The sequence below is a fragment of the Candidatus Zixiibacteriota bacterium genome (assembly GCA_035380245.1).
In the GTDB taxonomy this organism is placed as follows: Bacteria; Zixibacteria; MSB-5A5; order GN15; family FEB-12; genus DAOSXA01.
Map to the genome: position 1 here is coordinate 349,393 of DAOSXA010000002.1, position 19,767 is coordinate 369,159.

At 53.5% G+C, this 19,767-nt stretch carries 21 protein-coding genes; 6 read left to right on the forward strand and 15 right to left on the reverse strand.

Going from position 1 to position 19,767, the window contains the following annotated elements:
* Window positions 1-15 precede the first annotated feature (15 nt).
* Window positions 16-1,206, reverse strand: a complete 1,191-nt coding sequence (locus tag PLF13_06715; GenBank protein ID HOP06967.1) for an acetyl-CoA C-acetyltransferase — start codon at window positions 1,204-1,206, stop codon at window positions 16-18.
* 281 nt (window positions 1,207-1,487) lie between these two features.
* On the opposite strand from PLF13_06715, the gene PLF13_06720 reads away from it, so the two are divergent.
* The 5 genes from PLF13_06720 (at window position 1,488) to PLF13_06740 (ending at window position 5,455) form a co-directional block, all read left to right on the forward strand.
* Window positions 1,488-2,102: a hypothetical protein gene (locus PLF13_06720; GenBank protein HOP06968.1), complete on the forward strand. Its 615-nt coding sequence runs from the start codon at window positions 1,488-1,490 to the stop codon at window positions 2,100-2,102.
* A gap of 149 nt (window positions 2,103-2,251) precedes the next feature.
* Entirely contained in the window at window positions 2,252-2,863 is a 612-nt protein-coding gene (locus PLF13_06725) for an outer membrane beta-barrel protein (protein ID HOP06969.1), read from the forward strand.
* 18 nt (window positions 2,864-2,881) lie between these two features.
* Complete coding sequence (locus PLF13_06730; GenBank protein HOP06970.1) at window positions 2,882-3,994, forward strand: dipeptidase; 1,113 nt, start codon at window positions 2,882-2,884, stop codon at window positions 3,992-3,994.
* A gap of 109 nt (window positions 3,995-4,103) precedes the next feature.
* Window positions 4,104-4,682, forward strand: a complete 579-nt coding sequence (locus tag PLF13_06735) for an outer membrane beta-barrel protein (protein HOP06971.1) — start codon at window positions 4,104-4,106, stop codon at window positions 4,680-4,682.
* Window positions 4,683-4,816: 134 nt separating this feature from the next.
* The gene (locus PLF13_06740) at window positions 4,817-5,455 is read left to right on the forward strand and encodes an outer membrane beta-barrel protein (GenBank protein HOP06972.1); all 639 of its coding nucleotides are present in this window, start codon (window positions 4,817-4,819) and stop codon (window positions 5,453-5,455) included.
* Between the two features lie 76 nt (window positions 5,456-5,531).
* On the opposite strand, the gene PLF13_06745 is transcribed toward PLF13_06740, so the two are convergent.
* The 12 genes from PLF13_06745 to PLF13_06800 form a co-directional block, all read right to left on the reverse strand.
* Window positions 5,532-6,038, reverse strand: a complete 507-nt coding sequence (locus tag PLF13_06745; GenBank protein ID HOP06973.1) for a hypothetical protein — start codon at window positions 6,036-6,038, stop codon at window positions 5,532-5,534.
* On the reverse strand, window positions 6,031-7,548 hold the full coding sequence (locus PLF13_06750) for an acetyl-CoA carboxylase biotin carboxylase subunit (protein HOP06974.1): 1,518 nt from the start codon (window positions 7,546-7,548) through the stop codon (window positions 6,031-6,033). Before PLF13_06750 ends, PLF13_06745 begins: the two co-directional genes overlap by 8 nt.
* 25 nt (window positions 7,549-7,573) lie before the next feature.
* A complete protein-coding gene (locus PLF13_06755) occupies window positions 7,574-8,359 on the reverse strand; it encodes an enoyl-CoA hydratase/isomerase family protein (protein ID HOP06975.1) in 786 nt (261 codons plus the stop codon).
* A gap of 27 nt (window positions 8,360-8,386) precedes the next feature.
* Complete coding sequence (locus PLF13_06760) at window positions 8,387-9,994, reverse strand: carboxyl transferase domain-containing protein (protein HOP06976.1); 1,608 nt, start codon at window positions 9,992-9,994, stop codon at window positions 8,387-8,389.
* A 166-nt stretch (window positions 9,995-10,160) separates the two neighbouring features.
* A complete protein-coding gene (locus tag PLF13_06765) occupies window positions 10,161-10,574 on the reverse strand; it encodes a GNAT family N-acetyltransferase (protein ID HOP06977.1) in 414 nt (137 codons plus the stop codon).
* A gap of 74 nt (window positions 10,575-10,648) precedes the next feature.
* Entirely contained in the window at window positions 10,649-11,245 is a 597-nt protein-coding gene (locus PLF13_06770; GenBank protein HOP06978.1) for a hypothetical protein, read from the reverse strand.
* A 98-nt stretch (window positions 11,246-11,343) separates the two neighbouring features.
* Window positions 11,344-11,838 (reverse strand): GNAT family protein, encoded by a 495-nt coding sequence (locus PLF13_06775; GenBank protein HOP06979.1) that lies wholly within the window; start codon window positions 11,836-11,838, stop codon window positions 11,344-11,346.
* A gap of 90 nt (window positions 11,839-11,928) precedes the next feature.
* Window positions 11,929-12,909, reverse strand: coding sequence for an HD domain-containing protein (locus PLF13_06780; GenBank protein ID HOP06980.1), 981 nt, complete (start codon window positions 12,907-12,909; stop codon window positions 11,929-11,931).
* Window positions 12,910-13,340: 431 nt separating this feature from the next.
* Window positions 13,341-13,742: a Zn-ribbon domain-containing OB-fold protein gene (locus PLF13_06785; protein HOP06981.1), complete on the reverse strand. Its 402-nt coding sequence runs from the start codon at window positions 13,740-13,742 to the stop codon at window positions 13,341-13,343.
* Window positions 13,742-14,902, reverse strand: coding sequence for a thiolase domain-containing protein (locus PLF13_06790; GenBank protein HOP06982.1), 1,161 nt, complete (start codon window positions 14,900-14,902; stop codon window positions 13,742-13,744). The genes PLF13_06785 and PLF13_06790 overlap by 1 nt, the downstream gene beginning before the upstream one ends.
* A 15-nt stretch (window positions 14,903-14,917) precedes the next feature.
* Complete coding sequence (locus PLF13_06795; protein ID HOP06983.1) at window positions 14,918-15,967, reverse strand: hydroxymethylglutaryl-CoA synthase; 1,050 nt, start codon at window positions 15,965-15,967, stop codon at window positions 14,918-14,920.
* A 638-nt stretch (window positions 15,968-16,605) separates the two neighbouring features.
* A complete protein-coding gene (locus tag PLF13_06800) occupies window positions 16,606-17,325 on the reverse strand; it encodes a hypothetical protein (protein ID HOP06984.1) in 720 nt (239 codons plus the stop codon).
* Between the two features lie 138 nt (window positions 17,326-17,463).
* On the opposite strand from PLF13_06800, the gene PLF13_06805 reads away from it, so the two are divergent.
* Window positions 17,464-18,066, forward strand: coding sequence for a hypothetical protein (locus PLF13_06805; protein ID HOP06985.1), 603 nt, complete (start codon window positions 17,464-17,466; stop codon window positions 18,064-18,066).
* Here PLF13_06805 and PLF13_06810 read toward each other — a convergent pair whose 3' ends face one another.
* Window positions 18,067-18,846: a class I SAM-dependent methyltransferase gene (locus PLF13_06810; GenBank protein HOP06986.1), complete on the reverse strand. Its 780-nt coding sequence runs from the start codon at window positions 18,844-18,846 to the stop codon at window positions 18,067-18,069.
* Window positions 18,847-19,102: 256 nt separating this feature from the next.
* Complete coding sequence (locus PLF13_06815; GenBank protein HOP06987.1) at window positions 19,103-19,702, reverse strand: hypothetical protein; 600 nt, start codon at window positions 19,700-19,702, stop codon at window positions 19,103-19,105.
* Window positions 19,703-19,767: the final 65 nt, after the last annotated feature.

Consider the following 19,767-nt stretch of genomic DNA (forward strand, 5'->3'; position numbering starts at 1 on the left):
TCCTTCACAAACTCGTTATACCATTTCAATCGCCATCGCCACGGCATTGCCGCCGCCCAGACAGAGAGTGGCCATACCGTTCTTGAGGCCGCGGTCTTTTAAAGCGTAAATAAGGGTGGTGAGAACACGAGCTCCGGATGCGCCGATGGGATGTCCCAGCGCCACCGCGCCGCCGTTCACATTGACCCGGTCAAAATCCCAGCCGAGGAGCTTGCCGTCGGCTACCGCTTGAACCGAAAATGCCTCGTTAGCCTCGATCAGGTCCCAATGGTTGATATCGACGTTCATCTTCTTCATCAGCTTCTGGACAGCATAGACCGGTGTCCAGAACAACCGTTTCGGTTCGGCACCGGCGACGGCATAATTGATGATCTTAGCCAGCGGCTTGAGTCCCTTTTCCTTCATGTAGGATTCTGATACGACGACTGTGGCCGAGGAACCGTCGTTGAGACCCGGAGAGTTACCGGCCGTCACCGAGCCGTCCTTCACGAACGCCGGACGGAGCTTGGCCAGACCTTCTATCGAAATGCCCGGACGCGGGCCTTCGTCCTTGTTGAATATGATCGGATCACCCTTGCGCTGGGGGATTTCTATGTTAAAAATCTCTTCGTTGAACTTCCCTTCCGCCTGAGCCTTGAGAGCCTTGAGATGGGAGTTCAGAGCGAATTCATCCTGCTCCTGACGACTGATCTTCTCTTCATTGGCGATAAATTCCGCCGCACAACCCATGTGCCAATCGTTGAAGCTGCACCAGAGTCCATCAGTGACCATAATGTCGGTAAGCTGTTTGTGTCCCCAGCGAAGCCCCTGCTTGGCTCCGTGGACGACATACGGTGTGTTGGACATGGACTCCATACCACCGGCAACGAAAACATCACCGTCACCGGCACGAACAGCCGAAGCCGCCAGCATGACAGCCTTGAGACCGGAGCCGCAAACCTTGTTGATGGTCATTGCGGCAACTTCGCCCGGAAGTCCGGCATGAATAGCCGCCTGCCGAGCCGGGGCCTGCCCGCAACCGCCTTGAACCACTTGTCCCATAATGACTTCGTCGATGTCGGCAACATCCACTCCGGCTCTTTTGATCGCTTCTTTGATAGCCAGAGAACCTAACTGAGGCGCAGTGAGTTGGCCAAGACCACTGTGCAGAGTTCCGATTGCACTACGGCAAGCCGAAATGATGTAAGCTTCGTTCCGATCAGACATTGATTATCCTCCAAGTTTCACATTATTCTGCATTTCGAATCTATATATAGAAAAAACCGCTTGCCGGCGCAAGTGAATCAGTTCACATACATCGCATTCAAGAAAAGGTGAAGGTTTTCGCGTCATCCCGCCGATTATGGTAATATATGGGTGTTGCTATGGGAATTTTCCAAGATCCAAACAGGTTCATTTTTAGTTGTTATGAACCGATCCACTTAAGATGATAAGAAAAGAAGCAAGCGAAATATCCTGCGTTTCTTAACGGAGAGAGAGGAACAACGATGAAGAGAATCGTGCTTATTACAGTACTGGCACTGATGCTGGCCTCGGCCGTATCCGCGGGCGAAGGCACGAAACTGATTAACTTGTATATACAGGGCGGCGTGGCACTGCCGCAGTCTGACTTCAAGGACGGCTACAAAATGGGCTATCAGGGCGCCGGTAAAATCGGTCTGGCGATACTTCCTCTGCTAGAGCCCTGCGCAATAGTGTCCTATAACTACTTCCCGATGGACTATGATGCCTGGGGTTTGCCTGATAGCTATGATGTTGACGGTGGTGAAGTAACCATGCTTACCTATGGCCTTGAAGCTAAACTCAATTTAATGTCGGGGAAATCAAGTGGACTGTTCGCTCTGGCCGGTTTTGGTATCGTGAAAGTCGACATGAAGGAAATAACGGTATCTGACGGCACCTCGGAATACTCTTCAGGTGATTTTGATATCGACGATATGGAATACCTCACTATCGGCGCCGGTATCGATTTCGGGAGTATGTACCTTGAGGCCCGTTATATGAAAATGACCGATGATGTTAACTTCAGCGAACTGGATGAAGAAGTCGACGAGGATGCCTCGATCATTTACATCCCGATTTCACTCGGGTTCCGCTTCTAGTCGTTACGCCCTACGATAAAAGATTCTTTTGACCGCCGTTCTTGCGGCGGTCTTCTTTTTTGGCATACAGTTGCGAATCTTGTTGTTTTGATTAACGTCACGACCTAGTTTGAAGCAGGAAACACAATCGCATACATGGAGGTATGCCCGTGCACAAAGCTATTACGAGCCTTGGTATCGTTTTATTTCTGACAGTATCAGCGATGGCTCAGTCGCCGGTTCCGGTGAAGCTGTATTTAGGCGGCGGGGTGAGTTTAGGCGACAAACCGGGTTTGTTTGATTCCAAATATGACGCGTCTCCGCATGGCATGGTCGGCGTCGGCGTTGGAGTAGCGACCAATTTCGAGGTTATACTTCAGGGAACTTATGACCGGTTCGACAACAACTTGTTCGGCGACAAAAACGGCGACATCAGCATATTCAGCGGCAGTCTTTTTCTGAAGCCGCATCTTCAACATCCGGAATTCCCGGTGGAGTTTTACGCCCTGGCCGGATTGGGAATTACCCGGGTGAATATGGAAACGATCGTCCTGCCGGAGGGCGTTGATCGCCAGACGGAGGCTATCGCTTATTCTCTTGCTATCGAGGACCAGACAAAACTCTCTTACTCCATCGGGATCGGTATGCAATACCAGCTATTCTCCAAAGTTGGCTTGTTCGGCCAGGCAATCATGAACGAGATTCTCACCGAGCAAATCGACACGGTCTTTGACAACGGCATGCGGACCTTCAGCATCGCGTTCGGATTACGCCTGCTGTGAGCTTTAGGAATACTATCGTTGATTGACCCGCTTGAACTGCATCACTCCGCCTTCGTAGCCGATTTACATTGCGACACGGTCCTGCGTATACGTCAGGGACGGGATTTTAGTGTCAGAAACGAACGAGGTCATATCGATCTCCCTCGCTTGCAGGAAGGCGGCGTAGGATTACAAGTTTTCGCTTCCTGGATCGACAATGAGCTTCCGGCTGACCGTTGCCGGGCCGAAGCCGACAGCCTGATCGACCTGCTCGAAACAACCTTCTCTCCCCTGTCTGATCGGATCGTTATCTGTCACGATCAGGATGAAGTCCTGACGGCCGGGGCAGCAGGTAAAATTGCAGCCCTGCTGTCGATCGAAAACGGCACGGCCATCGAGAACAATCTCGCCAATCTCGAACATTTTTATGAACGCGGCGTGCGACTCATAACCCTGACTCATTTCAAATCCAGCGAATGGTGTGAGTCATCATCCGATTCCGAGTCAAAGATTTCAGGATTGTCGGAGTTCGGACGCGAGGTAGTAACCGAAATGAACCGGTTGGGAATGATCGTTGATATCTCCCATGCCTCCGTGAAAGCGGCCGAGCATGTGCTTGAGACCACTACCGTTCCGATTGTCGCATCTCATTCCTGCGTACACGAAATCTGCCGCGTGGATCGCAACCTGACCGACGAGCAAATCCGAGCCATCGCCGACAACGGCGGGATGATCGGCCTCAACCTCTCCACCGGTTTCATCAACCAGGAATGGGAAAATGTCGCCCGAGAATTCTACGAGGCACGAAAAGATGAGATCGATTCCGTCGATGACTTATTCGACGCCGGGATCAAACCACACGATCATATCAAACCGGTTTACCGGGAGTTCTGGGATACCACCGACAAGGTACAGGTAACAATAGAGCAGGCGGTTGATCATATCGACCACATCTACAAATTGGTCGGCGCCGACCATATCGGGCTAGGTTCCGATTTCGACGGGATCGCTCGTTCTCCCGAAGGTCTCGCTGACTGCAGTCAATGGCCTAACCTTACAGCCGAACTGGTCCGTCGCGGTTACCGAGCGAGAGAGATCCGTAAGATACTTGGCGGCAATTTCTTACGGATCATCGGCGACGTCTGCGGATAGACCGAACAGCGGCCGAGATAAATTCCGAGTTGTTATTGATTGCCTGAATTCATCAATGAAAATTACCGATATGAATAAAAAAGAGTCCATTCACCTAAGGAGGACAAAAATGCAGAAACTCATGATAGCAACAGCCCTGGTAGTACTACTGGCCGTTTCAGCCTCAGCCCAGGTATCGAGCCCAATTAAACTCTATGCCGGTGGCGGCATCTCGTTTCCGCAGACACCGGATGAGTTCAGCGACAATTTCAAAACCGGCTGGCACGGCATGGGGGGAATCTCGATGTTGGTGTTCCCGCGCGTATCGGCAATGGGTAAGGTTATGTACAACCAATTCTCGAACGATCTGGACCAGGTTGACGGTGGTGAGTTGAAGGTGACCATGTTCGGCGCCGATGCTCGTGTCGATCTCGGTTTTCCGACGATGCCGATTAAGCCGATAGTTTTTGGCGGCATCGGATTGGCCAACGTGAAGCTGGCTTCATACGATATCAGCGGACTTACCGAGGGTGATATAGATTTCGCCCTCGAGGATCAGACAAAGTTCTACTACAACATTGGCGGCGGACTGGAATGGAAACTCATGCCCGCAGTATCAGCTTTTGGCCAGGCTACCTGGATTACGATCGCTACCGACGGCGACAACTCCAGTTTCTGGAGTTTGACCGCGGGAGTGAAGCTGTTATAAAAAACTACGAATCCGAACATTCCAGGAGATCGGAGTATCAACTTCGATCTCTTTTTTTGTTGAAACGGAATTGTACAAAGAGTTTATTCGGCCATCCGAGAACCGAAGAATATATTCCCTAAGGAGACAGAGAGATGAAAAAGGTTCTTTTCGCGATGGTGCTGACCTTGGTTTTAGCAGGTATTGCATCGGCTCAGGGTCCCAAGATCAACTTCTACGCCGGCGGCGGCATGGCGCTGCCGATGGGCCCGGATGACTTCAAGGATTATTGGAAATCCGGGATATCGTTCGGCGGTGGTGTCGGTTTCCAACAGTCGGCCAACATGGAGCTGAAGGCCATGTTGTTCTACAACAAATTCGACGTTGATGAAGACGGCATGATTGAAGAAATCGAAGAGGCGTACGGCATCGATGCTTCCGGTTTGGAAATTGACGGCGGCGAGATGACTGCTATCGAGATCATGGGTGTTTTCAAGTATTCGCTTGGACTCCCCGAAGCTCCCGCCCGCCCATACCTGCTCGGCTCGGTCGGTATCACGGCCATGAAAGTCGCCGAAGCGACCATTTCTTACGGAAGTGAATACGGGTCCGAGACGACGCCTGAGACAACCGAGTCGAAGCTCTCATTTGGCGTCGGCGGCGGTGTTGACATCAAGATCGGCGCGACCACGGCTCTCTTCGCCGAAGCTCAGTACATGTACGTTTCGACCGAAGGCGACGCGATCACCTACCTGCCGATTCGCGGCGGCATCAAGTTCACGTTCGGTCAATAATCGACGAATGCGAATAGACGAAAAAAGCCGGAGCCTTCGCTCCGGCTTTTTCTATTTCGTGAGGATTTCCACCTAATCAGGTTTTCTCTTCCTCCAACTCCAGCTCAATGATCGGTGTCTCGGTGTCGACCTGGTCGCCGGCCTTGAAATTGACCGCCTTCACCTTGCCGTTGGCACGACTGTTGACCTGGTTTTCCATCTTCATCGCCTCGACGATCACCATCGGCTGCTTTTCGGTAACTTCATCGCCGACTGCAACCATGATCTTCACGATCTTACCGGGCATCGGCGCGAAAATCTTGTCCTTCTCTCCGGCGGCGCCTCCGGCTCCACCCGCAAAACCATCCTCCGAGGGCTCTTGCAGCTCTATCAGTCGCGAGTCTATATCGAGATAATACTTGCCGTTGTTGCCGACCGCTCCTATCACACAGGAGCGACCATCGATCATGGTACGAAACCGATTCTCCCCCACCGGCACGAACTCGAAGACCTTCTCCCCCACCGTCACCTTGACGCCGTCCGAGGTCCTCTCGCAGACCGTTTCCACCGCCTCGTCGTCGAACATGAATTCGTGATTACTCATGGATAGTCTCTCCGATCTGCCAGGCTCCGAGTGATTGCCACGGGGAGGGCACTGTCGTCTCTCCCCCGGGAGCGACTATCGCCTTACGCACGCTCAGAACCGTAGCCGCACTGGCAGCAGCGGCGGCCAGTTCCCTGAACGGACTGTAGTCGACATCGCGGTCGGCCATATTTTTTTCGATGAAGTCGGTGTAGGTGCGGCCAGCGGCGAACTCCGGATGCATCATCGCCTCGATCATGAACCGCTTTGAGGTCTTCACGCCGAGAATTTTGTAATCGTTCAGGGCGCCGATCATCTTCTCGATGGCTATCTCCCGGCTCGGAGCATGCACGATCAGCTTGGCCATGATCGGATCGTAGTCGATCGTCACCTCCTGCCCCGCCTGAATACCGCTGTCGACCCGGATACCGGGACCGACCGGCTCGGAGTAATGGTGTATCTTACCGGTCGAGGGCATGAAGTTGTTGTCGCCGTCTTCGGCGTAAATGCGGCATTCGATGGCATGCCCGCGCTGGGTGAGATTCATAAACTGTTCAGAGAGCGGGAGTCCCGCCGCAATGCGAATCTGCTCGACTACCAGATCGACTCCGGTCACCATTTCGGTAATCGGATGTTCCACCTGGATACGGGTATTCATTTCGAGGAAGTAATACCTGCCGCTTTCGTCGAGCAGGAACTCGACTGTCCCGGCGTTGGTGTAGTCGGCAGCCTGGGCAACTTTGACCGCATCCGCGCCCATACGCGCCCGCAACTCATCGCTCACCGCCACGCTGGGAGTCTCCTCAATGATCTTCTGATGGCGACGCTGAATCGAGCACTCGCGCTCGAAGACATGCATTGTATGGCCATGCTGGTCGGCAAGAACCTGAAATTCGATATGGCGTGGATTGACGATGTATTTTTCAAGATAGACCGTGTCGTCGTTGAAGGCGTTCAAGGCCTCACGTTGAGCCGCTTCGAGAGCGGGGACTAACTCCTCGGCGTTACGGACAATACGCATTCCCTTGCCGCCTCCCCCCGCCGCAGCTTTGATCATAACCGGATAACCGGCCTCATCGGCGACTTTCTTGTAAACCGCCGGATCGGTCTCACTCCCTTTCATGCCGGGAATGAGCGGCACCCCGGCGTCGGCCATCTTGACGCGTGAGGCTACCTTGTTGCCGAGCAGCTCGATCGCTTCCGGCGACGGACCGATGAAGGTGAGCCCTTCCTCCGCACAGTGACGAGCGAAAACCGGATTCTCAGCCAGAAAACCGTAACCGGGATGGATCGCATCCGCCCCGGTCTCTTTGGCGGCGGCAATCAACTTGTCGATATCGAGATATGACTCACGCGGCGGCGATGCGCCGATATGAACCGACTCATCGGCCGTCAGGCGATGTCTGCTGTTGACATCGGCATCGGAATAAACCGCCACTGAGGGAATACCTAAGGTACGGCAGGCGTTGATAACCCGAATCGCAATCTCGGAGCGGTTGGCCACCAGGATTTTTTTGAACAGCTTTTCCATCGATTTATTTCCGTTAATTTTATTGCTAATCTGTGACCCAGTTCGGCTTGCGCTTATTCAGAAAGGCGTCCATCCCCTCCTGTCCCTCATCGGAGACACGCAGCCGGGCAATCATCTCCGCCGTGAACGGTTTGAACTGCTCGGGTGTCATTCCGGGTACCTCACTGACCAGCCGCTTGGCCATCGCCACCGCTTCCGGCCCGGAGGTTAAAACACTCTTGACGAGATTATTCACTTCGGCATCAAGTTGGTCGTCGTCGACCACCCGATTGACCAAACCCACTTCATAAGCCCGGTCGCCGTTCATACGCTCACCGGTGATAAACAATTCACGAGCCTTTCCCTCGCCCATCTTCTTCACGACATACGGTCCGATACAAGCCGGAACGACACCGATCTTGACCTCGGAGAACGAGAATTTGGCCGAGCGAGCCGCGATAGCAATATCGCACACCGCTACGAAACCGGTCCCGCCGCCAATCGCGGCTCCGTTGATACGACCGATCACCGGTCGCTTGCAAGTGTAGATGCTGTAAAACAGATCGGCCAGGGCGTTGGACTCAGCGAGATTTTCATCGAAGCTCTGTTTAATCACACCGCGCATCCAATTAAGATCGGCCCCGGCGCAGAACGATTTCCCCCTGCCGGTCAGCAGCACCACGCGAATGTCGTCGTCGGCTTTGATCTTCGCGAAGATATCGCTCATCTCCTCGATCACGGTACCGTTGAAGGCGTTGTGAATCTCCGGCCGATTGAAGGTCACGTTGGCAATGCGACCATCGACGGAGAAATCAACCGTTTGATAATTCATAGAAATCTCTTTTCCCTCGTCTTTGGCCTACATTCTGAACACACCGTAACGTTGCTCCGGAATTGGCGCGTTGAGCGAGGCGGAAATTGCCAATGCCAGGGCATCGCGGGTTTCGGTCATACCGAGCATGCCGTCGTCCCAGAGTCGCGCCCCGGAATAGTACGGAGTGGATTCACTTTCGTATTTTTCTACAATCGGTTGGCGGATGGCGTTGATCTCATCCTGCGACAACTCCTGCCCCTCTTTCTGGAGCTGCTTGATCTTGACCGTCGCGAGGACATCGGCCGCCTGCTCGCCGCCCATCACACAGATTTTCGAGTTGGGCCACATCCAGAGCATCCTCGGAAAATAACCGCGCCCGCACATGGCGTAGTTGCCCGCTCCGTAAGAACCACCCACCACCACGGTAAACTTGGGTACGTCGGCGTTAGCCACGGCATGGACCATTTTCGCGCCGTCGCGCGCGATACCGCCGGCCTCGTATTGACGACCGACGATAAATCCTGAGATATTCTGCAAAAAGAGCAGCGGAATTTTGCGCTCGGTGCACAGTTCGATAAAATGCGCCCCCTTGACCGAGGACTCCGAAAACAGTACGCCGTTGTTGCCGATGATCCCGACCAGATAACCGTGTATACGAGCGAAACCGGTCACGAGTGTCGTGCCGTAAAGTTCCTTGAACTCGTGGAACCGGGAGCCGTCGGCAATACGTGCGATTACTTCCCTGACATCGAACGGCTTGCGGATATCGGCCGAAACGACGCCGTAAAGTTCCTCGGGATCGTAATACGGATCCTCCGGGGTAGCGCGGTCAAGCGGGAATTTAGCCGGGGTGTTGAAGTTCTCAACAATGTTCCGCGCCAGTTGCAAAGCATGAGTATCATCCTGCGCATAATGGTCGCTCACACCGGAGGTGCGGCAATGCACGTCTGCGCCGCCCAACTCCTCGGCCGTCACTACTTCACCGGTGGCCGCCTTGACCAACGGCGGTCCGCCAATAAAAATCGTCCCCTGCTTGCGCACAATGATCGTTTCATCCGACATGGCCGGGAGATAAGCCCCACCCGCCGTGCACGAGCCTAACACCACCGAAATCTGGGGAATGTTCTGCGCCGACATCTGTGCCTGGTTGTAGAATATGCGCCCGAAATGGTCCTTGTCCGGGAACGTTCCACTCTGCAGCGGCAGGAATATCCCGCCCGAGTCGACCAGGTAGATACAAGGCAGCTTGTTCGATTCGGCGATTGCCTGGGCACGGGCATGCTTGAGGATCGTCATCGGGTAATAGGTGCCCCCTTTAACGGTGGCATCGTTGACGACAATCATGCACTCGCGGCCGTGCACCGAACCGATACCGGTGATAATCCCGGCGCTGGGAGCATCGTTGTCGTACATATCGTACGCCGCCAGCGGACTTAGCTCCAGAAACGGTGTATTTCGGTCGAGTAATTTGGCCAGCCGCTCACGCGGCAGGAGCTTGCCCCGGTCGGTATGCCGCTTGCGCGACTTCTCCGGACCACCCAGTTTGACCTGTTCAAGGCGTTCCTTGAAAACTCGGTGCTGCTCCTGATTCAGCCGCTGGTTTTCTTTGAATAGATCGGAGTTGACGTCGATTTTCGATTCAATGCGAAACATTATCGGCTCTTCGATTTATAGTGATGATTCAATTGTTAACTGGGTGGCAGATACATCCATTTGGACGATGAATATAACTCCCCGGTAACAGTTTGTAAAGCTCAGATAAAACTCTCCCCAAAGAAGAAAAAATATGATCGCATCGAACGCGATCATGACCGAACGACTAATCAGCTTCAGACATACCCGACTGTCGTTCGTAGTTGCGACGCCCGGCCGCGGTCAGCCGTCTGAGGCCGAACCGCTCGTAGAACGGGATTAGAGCCTCATCGCACGCCAGATCGACCATGTAGTAGTCCTTGAGGAGCGCGAGCATACGCTGAACCAACTCTCCGCCGATTCCTCTCCCCTGATATTCGGGGAGGACCTCAAGCAGCGGCAAATAGGCAGCCAGGACGCCGTCGCTGATCGCGTTGATGAACCCGACCACCCGCTCACCGTCCAGAGCGAGCACCACATGACTGCTTCCCTTCAGGATGCGCAGATGCGTCTCCTGATCGGGTGGATTAGGCCAACCGACAAAGAAGCCGGCGAGTTGGGATGGGTCGACACCTTGAAAATCTGAGCTATATACAATCATTGTCAATCATCCTTGTGCTAACAAGTCCCCTTCATAATATGGGATTGGATACAGATGATCAACGGGATAACATACTAGTTGAATCCCAGGTAGAATCCCAGCGTAATACCGACGCCGGTAACATCCACCCCTTTTATGGCATACAGGTTCGATTCTTTGCTGAAGAAGTGATTCACATAGATTTCCGCTCGGACTGATGTCGTTGGGCCTGTGTATTGATTGTGACCAATACCGAATGCGAGGAAAGAGTATTCGTAGCTATACTCCGAGTCACGGCGAATCTTTCCATACTCAGGTTTGGCAAAGAAGAATGACCGTTGTCCACCAGTGAACCGGGCTATCCCATGAATAGAGTAGGAAAATGCATCTCCGCCACCCGCTACAGACCTGGTATAACCGATCCCACCTCCCACACCGATACGGCTGGAGAAGAAATACTCTCCCTCCAATCCCCAACCGAACCAGAACTCGTCTTTCGTGCTTTGAATCCTCTCAGTGGCATCGCCAACCAGCTTCCCGCCAGTTCCTTTAATACCGATAAACCAGTCTGTCTGTTTCACGGTGAAGTGGCGTTCTGAAGGCTTTGACAGCGCCTTGCCCTTCGCATAACAGGGCTGCCCTGCGGACACAAGAAACAACACAAACAGGGACACGGTAATCAGGTGTTTCATAGATCCCTCCTCTTCGAGATCGTTAACGATTATCAAGATGTCTTGAGGAATCTACCAATCCGAGATATCAGGCGCAAGCCCAAATCGCTACGCTGCGCCTACTTGCGTGACCAATACTCCCGTTTGAGCATCGACATCGTGATCAGGTTGACCCGACGGCCGTCCACCACCGCTGCCTCACGTTGTACGCCCTCTTTGATGAATCCCTCGGTCGAATAAATATGATACCCGCGCTGGTTGTGCTCCATGACATCGAGCCAGACTCTATGCGCTCCCAACTCCTCGAACACCATCTCCACAACCTTTCGGAACGCGGCTCGGCCGTATCCCTTATCCTTGGAGTCGATTACCAGTCGTTTGAACTCAATATTCCCCTCCGGATCATCGAGTCCGACCAGAATGGCATAACCTAAAATCTCCTCGGAGTTATCGAGAGTAACGATATAATGACCGTGATCGATATCGTTAACGGCGTGTAAATGACGTTCAACAGACCAGGTTCGAATATACGGAGTGTTGGCGGAATCGCGCTCGATACCGACGATGTGTTCGATATCTTTGGGAAGGCTCTTACGCAGAACTACATCAGGCATAGGACTCCTTAACGAATAACATGCTTATGAACGTTTGTACGTAGAACCGATCGAGTGGTTTGAAGAAAGCCTCGGAATAATGTAACGGGATCACATTGTGATAGATGCCGGCCCCATGAGGCGGGTGAAATTTTCGAGTAAGTTCAGGTCAAAAATGTTCTTGTCGCCGAACATGACCATCAGGGCCGGGAATGTCTCCACCGCCTGCCGGTACACTCGGTGCGTAGTCATGGCATCGAAGACATCGGCTACCGCGACAATCTTGCTGTGGGGATTAATATCTATCGAGGTAAGACCGCGCGGATAGCCGGAGCCGTCTTCTCGTTCGTGGTGCTGGATGATAGGGAAATAGGATTCCTCTCCGATTAATCCGGTCTCCCGCATCAGCTCGACGCCCCAGCGCGGATGCTTGCGAATAATTGCGAACTCTCGCTCGCTCAAAGGCCCCCGCTTGTTGAGAATGCGTTCATCGACCCAGATCTTCCCGACATCGTGAAACAAAGCCCCGGTTCCCAGACTTATCATTTCCTCATCGGACATTTCACCCATGAATTGCGCCAGAGCTATCGCAAAAGCACAAACATTGAGCGAATGAGTGTAGGTATAATAGTCGAAGGACATCACCTTCAACAGACTGTGAAATGTCTCCTGGCCGGACATCAGCAGGGTAACGGTACCCTCCACCACCGCTTTTCCGCGATGGATATTGTCGCCCAGAGTTGGATTACTAAGGACATCCTGAACCGTTCGAGTGGCTGTTTCGTAGATAATGGAGGTTTTCGTTTTTTCATCGATCGCTGAATCCCGGGCAATCATTAACAAGTTCTTTTCGAGATAATCCTGGTAGTTCCGGCGTTGTTCTATCGGTGTATATAATCGATCGACGTTATTATCGAGCAGACCGGTACGATTATCCTCATCGAACGGCAACTCCCGGGATCGGTAAAGAACCATTTTGTCGGCGCGCAGGGTGTAGAGATCAAAGCCAAGGACGCTGTCTATCCGAAGTGATTCCAAATAGATAGGGATGAATTGGTCGACATATTTCGCCGCCAACTGAGTCGCAGCCATCAGTTTCCTCCATTGCCTGTATTATCGGAAGGCGGTTGCTGAACTTAAGTGATACTAACTAAATCGTCTGTTGGGCGGCAGAGATATACAAGAAACAGCAAAGCTCCCGTAGCGCAGATCCGTCTTCGAACCTGCGAGGACTGTGAGTCATATAGGTCCCTTTGAACCTGAGATACTGTTGTCACGAAGCAATCAGACAGAGACACCTATTTCCTCGCGCCGATGCTCTGCGTCGTTGCGAGATGATTGGATGCTCTGCGTTTTTCCTTTTGTCAGGTTGCAAGCAACCTGACCTGACAGGTCCCTTCCCCCACACGTTTTATCCCAACACAAAGGCCGGGATCGCAAAGATCCCGGCCTGAGAATTGATCGAATTCATTGTCAGGCTCCAAGGAACCTGACCTACGAAGAAATAAGAATATACGGACCTACTAGAACCATTTCGGTGTGAACTTGTAGCCGTAGCTCAACACACCGGAATGCCCCTCGGTCTGGATACGGCGGAACTCCACCCGTATCTCCATACCGATCTTGACATCATCGATATTACAATCAGTGATCTGAGCCATCACCCGAGTGCCGTCGGCCAGCTCGGCAATACCGAGGGCGTACGGCCCCTCGTCGCCCCACATATTGGGAGCTACGCGGATAACGGTATAGGTCACCAGCTTGCCGGTATCGGGTAAACGCACGATTTCATATTCGGTGTCGCCCGTTTCCGGATCGATGTCGCGCGGCGGGAAATAGGTCTTGCCGCTCTTCTTGAACTTGGAAGCCTCCATACGATAGCGTTGAGGATACTCCCGCCAGTTACGTGCGCTGAACATACTCATTACGCCACCTCCATGATATGGACTGCCGATGAAGCCCCGGTACCGCCCATATTCTGAGCCATACCCACCTTCGGGGAGGTTTTGAGCTGGCGGCCATTCTCAGCCAGCCCCAGTAGCTGTTTGTGCAACTCAACCATTTGAGCCACCCCGGTCGCACCGACCGGATGTCCCTTGGCCTTGAGACCGCCGGACGTATTGATCGGGAACTTGCCATCGAGTCGTGTCTCCCCCGCCAGCACGGCCGGACCGGCCTTACCGCGTTCATAAAGACCGATCTCTTCCATGATAATGATCTCAGCGATCGTGAAACAGTCGTGAAGTTCGGCGAAATCAATATCACTGAGTTTCTTTCCGGCCATTTTCAAAGCCCGCTCCAGCGCCAGAGCAGCGGATGGAATCGAGGCCAGATCGGTACGATCGGCAAGCTGGATAGCATCGGTCGCAAGCCCGGACCCGGTTATCTTTGTATATGGCTTGCCGAGTTTTTTGGCAATCTCCTCAGTGGTGAGAATAATCGCTGAAGCGCCGTCGGTGATCGGCGAACAGTCGAGTATATGCAGCGGATCGGCAATCATTACCGAACTCAACACCTGATCGACCGAGACCTTGAACGGATACTGCGCTACCGGATTCATCGAACCGTTTTCGTGATTCTTGGACGACACGGTCGCAAGCATTTCCGGGGTGGTTCCGTATTTGTGCATATGGGCGTGCGCCATCATAGCGTACAAACCGGGGAAAGTCGCGCCGTGGAATACCTCGTATTCCTTATCGGCGGCGCCGGCCAGCGCGGCGGTGGCATCATCGCCGGAGCAGTCGGTCATTTTTTCGACTCCGGCCGCCATGACGATATCGGCGACACCGGCAGCGACTTCAATATAGCCCTGCCGTACGGCAATACCGCCCGAAGCGCAGGCTGATTCCACGTGCGTTGCGGGAAGACCGCGCATGCCGAGATAGTCGGCGCACAAAGCACCGATATGTTCCTGCCCGATGAACATGCCACCGGACATACAACCGACGTGAAGTGAATCCAGGTGATCCACGCCGGAGTCCTTGATAGCGGCGGTTGCGGCATCTACGAACAACTGGCGCAAGCTCCGTTCCCAGACCTCGCCCCATTTGCTCATGCCGACGCCAACACAACAAACATCTCTCATCGTGCGATCACCTCCTCAGTAGTTCTTTTTGATCTTCCGCCGGAACTTGGCATAAGTGCCATAGTCGACGTAAGTCAGGTTTTCGTCCAACAGTTTGTGCGTTCGTATGGTCAGATCGCGCACTTCGTTGATGCGCTCGGTCACCTTCCAGACGAAAGCATCGGAACCGGCGCCGCTGCCGTAGGAACACATGAAGATCAGATCGCCCGGCTCGGAGACATCGAGAGTCGCCGTCAAACCGATCGGGGAAGCGCCGGAGTAGGTGTTGCCTAATCTCGGAGCAAGCCAGCCCGGATCGATTTGCTCCTGGGTAAATCCCAGCATACGCGAGACGCGCTGCGGGAACTTCCCGTTCGGCTGGTGGAAAATGGCATATTTGAAATCGGAGGGCTTCATCCCGGCTTTCTTGAGGATCGCTTCGGAAGCGCCCATAGTAGTCCTGAAATAAGCCGGTTCACCGGTGAAACGACCGGCATGTTGCGGATAGAACTCATGCTCACGACGCCAGAAATCAGGGACATCATTCATCCATGAATGAGTATACAGGCATTCCGCGATGAGATTCTCCTTGCCCATAATGAAGGCCGCGGCTCCGGCAGCCGCCGAGAATTCCAGGGCGTCCGAGGGAGCACCCTGTGAAGTATCACCGGCAATAGCCAGCGCATACGGCATAGCACCGGAGTCGATATGCGACAACGCCACGAACATCGCTTCGGAACCGGCCTTGCAGGCAAATTCGAAATCGGCACAGTGAATGTCGGGAGTAGCGCCGATAGCCTCGGCCACTGTCGTGCCGGAGGGCTTAACCGCGTACGGATGTGATTCGGAGCCGATATAAATAGCGCCGATATCTTTGGGGTCAACGTTCTGGGCTCTAATCAGAGCGCGACGGGCTGCTTCGACCGACAATGTGATCGTATCCATGTCGGGCGGAGGAACCGATTTTTCGCGAAGCATCAGGCCTTTCTTGTAACTCGGAGCGTCCGCACCCCACACCTTGGCGATCTCTTCGACCTTGATGCGGTGGCGGGGTAAATGGGCGCCGTATCCGACAATACCTGCCATACGAAACCTCGTAGCTTATGTGGTTAGTGCTCAAAAAGTGGCTGTCAATCCGAATACGTCATGTGACGCAATTATTCATTATACGTTCCCGGACGTCTCAAGACAAGCATTTAGGAGATAAAATGTCCGGATGCGATCTCTTGGAATGCGAGCCCTACAGGCACCTCATTCACCCCGATATACAAGGGCAGGTCCATCTTCGAATCCGCTGCTGTCGATTCTGTCCCATGAATTGTTGTATAGAAATGCCGGTTATGGAGTCACCCGGCGGAGAGACCTGACATTCTCGTGCGGTCGTTCTGCGGCCGCACGTAATGTTTGGACGCTCTGCGTCCTCCCTTGCGTTAGCTGTAGATCGGTGCTTGGGGAATGTTGAAAAAGCCGTACGCGCGGATGTTCAGCAAAACACGTTTGTAATGCGGGCGACACAAGGCCGCCCGCTACGCGAGGTTATATGGCTCTTTAACGCGTAGCGGCGGGGCTTGTCTCCGCCGCGATGGAGTTTTTTCAACACCCCCTTTGGGGGTGTTGAAAAACCTCTGCATGGGCCTGATCACCGGGAAGACAGGCCCTCCGGCTATGCAATAGAGTGCCTTAGCTTCGCCTGGCATGAGATCCCCTCCACACCGTGCACAAGCTCAGAAGAAAAACGAAAGACCTATAAGGGCCTCGGCGTTGTCAAGCGTGAAGCTGTCGCTGCTGCTGTCGCTTTCGGAGATATCCTGCACCGAACCGTCATCGCCGTAAATAGTGTAATCGGTTTCCTGCTTCTCATGACTGTAAAGAGCCAGCAGATTATACTCAGCTGAAATGCTCACCGCTCGATGCACGAACCATTCAACCCCGGCAACCATCGAAGCCCCCATTCCCCAGCGACGCACCAGATTCCTGGAATCGCGAATACGACCATCCGAGTTAACGGTAACACTGTTGGTCTTGCTGCGATAAAAACTTATGTCCGGACCGAGTCCGAAGTAGAAACTGGTTACATCTGCGGTCGAACGATACCAGAGCCGCTGAAGTCGCAGACCGATCTCGAAGTTATTGGATTCATTGGTGCCGGTTGCGGTCAGAGTATCATCCTCGACCGTAACTCCGTCTGAATCGAGATAACGGCCGCTCAGCGTCAAGCCTAGTCGCGTTGCCTGATTTATCCCGTGGAATTTCTTGAGAGAAATAGTCGTCCCCTGAAAGGACTGTATGTCGAAATCGTCGGCCAGTTGAAATTGAAGCGCCCAATCGCCGGCCCGTCGGGAATCGCTGCTATCAACCTGTGAGAAAGCCGAAGAAATTGTCATGAAAGAAATAAGAAGTAATAAAGCGCCTGCCTTCAACACCGAATCGACCTCTTTGTACATCGTGTAAGTCCTTTCCTGGGAGTTGACCAGGTCGCTAAACGATTCCTAAACAGACTTTTAATAGGCAAGCCGGTCGAAATATATACAAACTGTTAAACCGGCTTTATCGCCCAAACTTTTAAGCCGATAATATAGCCAATGCTTAAAGTCAATAAAAGAGTTAAACTACTGCCCCTGCTTTTGTTATTACTTATCCTTTGGGCCGTAAATACGTACGCTGCCGAGGTGGAACCGGGTTATGTCCTGGACAGCAGCACGGCCGTATATGAAGGAGCCAAACAGACCTACTTGATACCTCCCCCGGCTAATTTCAAATTGGTAACCGATGAAATCGCCGTCGATGGTTATTCGCTGGCTTTCATTCCCGAAGGTGAAGATTACCTCGAGGCCTCCACAATTATCGCGGTAACGATCTACACCCTCGGAGAACTTCCTTTTGGAGAGATATTGACAGCCGACACCGTTGGTTTGCGCGATTTCTACGGTGATGACCTGATTATTCATCCGGTCGATTCCGTCCTTAACTTCGCCGGTGAATCAGTCCCGACCTTTTTCATAACCGAACCCGGCCGGTTCATTCCAACGGTGGAGTTGTCGTATTATAACGGCGGCAGCGAGATTCTCATTTTCGAATTGATCATTTCAGAAAACGGCCTCCCCCGTTTCATGGCCGAGGCGCTCTACAACGAATGCATCGGCTATTTCAAGGTCATGCGCAACCGCAAGCTGGCCGACAACTGATCAGCCCCGCTCTGCCACGATACAGAAATACTGGGCAATCTGTCCCGACATATGATCCCAGGTGCCGGGCACGGCTCCGTCCAAAGGGTGAAGATGCCGTGGGTCTTCATGTACCGATTTGATTCTGAAACCGGCCTCGACGAGCGCCGTGAAAATATCCGGCAGCAGATGCCGGAACTCGCGCGCGTCGGCATCCTCGACCGGACCACCCCGATAGCGTCCTTTGAGCGAATACCCCGCGCCGGTCCAATCGGTCTCCTGCGCGCCGTAGGTGTTGGGTAACATGTGCCCCACTCGATACAGCCCGCCCGGCTTCAGGACTCGCGCCACCTCCCGGTAGACCGGCCGCGTGTCCGGGACAAACACGATTGAGATCGCCTGGTAAACTAGATCAAACGAATCATCCGCCAGAGCCGACAGGTCCCGCATATCAGCCTTGATCGTAGTCACCCGAAAGCCATACGCGGCCGCCGCTTTGCGATCGCCGGACAACTGCCCCTCCGTCAGGTCCACCACCGTCACATCCGCACCAAGCAGTCCGAACACGGCCGACTGCTGGCCGCCTCCGGTAGCAAGACACAGCACCTTCTTGCCACAAACGTCCGAGAAGACGTACTGCGGATAGGCATACATGTAGGGCCGGGGCATCGGGTCGATCTTGCCGGCCGCAAAGTCCCGCACCAGGCCCGGATCAAGGTCAATCCACGGTCGGGTGTACTCCGATTGGTTGTCCACCCACTCCGACCAGATTTTCTCGTTGTGCTTCGATATTTCATCCATGCTTCAACAATACCGCCTCCTCAGGGGATCGGGCAAGCAGAAAGCGGACCGGTGAATCAACACCGACCCGCTGCATCAGCTATGTTTATAGAATGAAACGAACCGGCCCCTCGCCGGGGAGACAAGTCCCCCGGCTACGCAGCTAAGGGCCTCCACAATGACCACCTCAGCTACTTAAAGAGTATGCATCAACGCAAGTGGGCCGACAACCGGCACTAATCACATGAACCGGGCTCAGAAGCCTACGAGCGCCCGTCTATTTCCCTTCCTTCGACGCACTCCCGGTTTGATCAGTTCCCGTAGACTTCCCATCACCCGATCCGGCAGTCGAACTGGAGGACTGCGCTTGGCCCCCCGCGGCACTCGTATCCGCCGAACCGCTGCCCGGTCGAAGGCTAGAAACGGGTATCGCTTTCTCAATGACATCTACCTGCACTCGGTTTTCAACTCTCTCGTCAGTCATATTACTTTCCTTTCTTGAATGACTGTTCAGACCAATGATGGCACCCCATGTAAGGGCAATCATTGAGAAGGCTATTGCAGCAAGAGCAATCCATGAAGCCTTTCTCGTTGAAGCATCAATCCTCTCAGAGACATCCCAATCTCCTTTGATGGCAGCCCTGCAGGAAGCCGTTATTCGAAGTTGTGTCCAACCCACCGTGAGTATTGCCAGTAGTGCCAAGAGCACTGAGACTCCAACAGGCAAGAGGGATTCCGCATCACTTGTCCAGCGCTCGCTCGTGACAATCAGGAGAGCCGCGCCGAGTAAACCTGTTGACACTGATCCCACAAGTTTGTACAGGTCACGGGCTATAGCAACCGACGTATCATAGATCACTCTCTTTGTTTCGTCCACCGAGATAGCCTTCCCTTCGCCGTTTGTCAGGCGTTTCTATAAGTATCTCAAATATGAAAGCAAAC

Excerpts from the sequence above, each read along its gene's own strand:
- PLF13_06715 (HOP06967.1), bottom strand. The coding sequence starts at position 1,206 with ATGTCTGATCGGAACGAAGCTTACATCATTTCGGCTTGCCGTAGTGCA.
- PLF13_06720 (HOP06968.1), top strand. The coding sequence starts at position 1,488 with ATGAAGAGAATCGTGCTTATTACAGTACTGGCACTGATGCTGGCCTCG.
- PLF13_06735 (HOP06971.1), top strand. The coding sequence starts at position 4,104 with ATGCAGAAACTCATGATAGCAACAGCCCTGGTAGTACTACTGGCCGTT.
- PLF13_06740 (HOP06972.1), top strand. The coding sequence starts at position 4,817 with ATGAAAAAGGTTCTTTTCGCGATGGTGCTGACCTTGGTTTTAGCAGGT.
- PLF13_06745 (HOP06973.1), bottom strand. The coding sequence starts at position 6,038 with ATGAGTAATCACGAATTCATGTTCGACGACGAGGCGGTGGAAACGGTC.
- PLF13_06750 (HOP06974.1), bottom strand. The coding sequence starts at position 7,548 with ATGGAAAAGCTGTTCAAAAAAATCCTGGTGGCCAACCGCTCCGAGATT.
- PLF13_06755 (HOP06975.1), bottom strand. The coding sequence starts at position 8,359 with ATGAATTATCAAACGGTTGATTTCTCCGTCGATGGTCGCATTGCCAAC.
- PLF13_06760 (HOP06976.1), bottom strand. The coding sequence starts at position 9,994 with ATGTTTCGCATTGAATCGAAAATCGACGTCAACTCCGATCTATTCAAA.
- PLF13_06765 (HOP06977.1), bottom strand. The coding sequence starts at position 10,574 with ATGATTGTATATAGCTCAGATTTTCAAGGTGTCGACCCATCCCAACTC.
- PLF13_06770 (HOP06978.1), bottom strand. The coding sequence starts at position 11,245 with ATGAAACACCTGATTACCGTGTCCCTGTTTGTGTTGTTTCTTGTGTCC.
- PLF13_06775 (HOP06979.1), bottom strand. The coding sequence starts at position 11,838 with ATGCCTGATGTAGTTCTGCGTAAGAGCCTTCCCAAAGATATCGAACAC.
- PLF13_06780 (HOP06980.1), bottom strand. The coding sequence starts at position 12,909 with ATGGCTGCGACTCAGTTGGCGGCGAAATATGTCGACCAATTCATCCCT.
- PLF13_06785 (HOP06981.1), bottom strand. The coding sequence starts at position 13,742 with ATGAGTATGTTCAGCGCACGTAACTGGCGGGAGTATCCTCAACGCTAT.
- PLF13_06790 (HOP06982.1), bottom strand. The coding sequence starts at position 14,902 with ATGAGAGATGTTTGTTGTGTTGGCGTCGGCATGAGCAAATGGGGCGAG.
- PLF13_06795 (HOP06983.1), bottom strand. The coding sequence starts at position 15,967 with ATGGCAGGTATTGTCGGATACGGCGCCCATTTACCCCGCCACCGCATC.
- PLF13_06800 (HOP06984.1), bottom strand. The coding sequence starts at position 17,325 with ATGTACAAAGAGGTCGATTCGGTGTTGAAGGCAGGCGCTTTATTACTT.
- PLF13_06805 (HOP06985.1), top strand. The coding sequence starts at position 17,464 with ATGCTTAAAGTCAATAAAAGAGTTAAACTACTGCCCCTGCTTTTGTTA.
- PLF13_06810 (HOP06986.1), bottom strand. The coding sequence starts at position 18,846 with ATGGATGAAATATCGAAGCACAACGAGAAAATCTGGTCGGAGTGGGTG.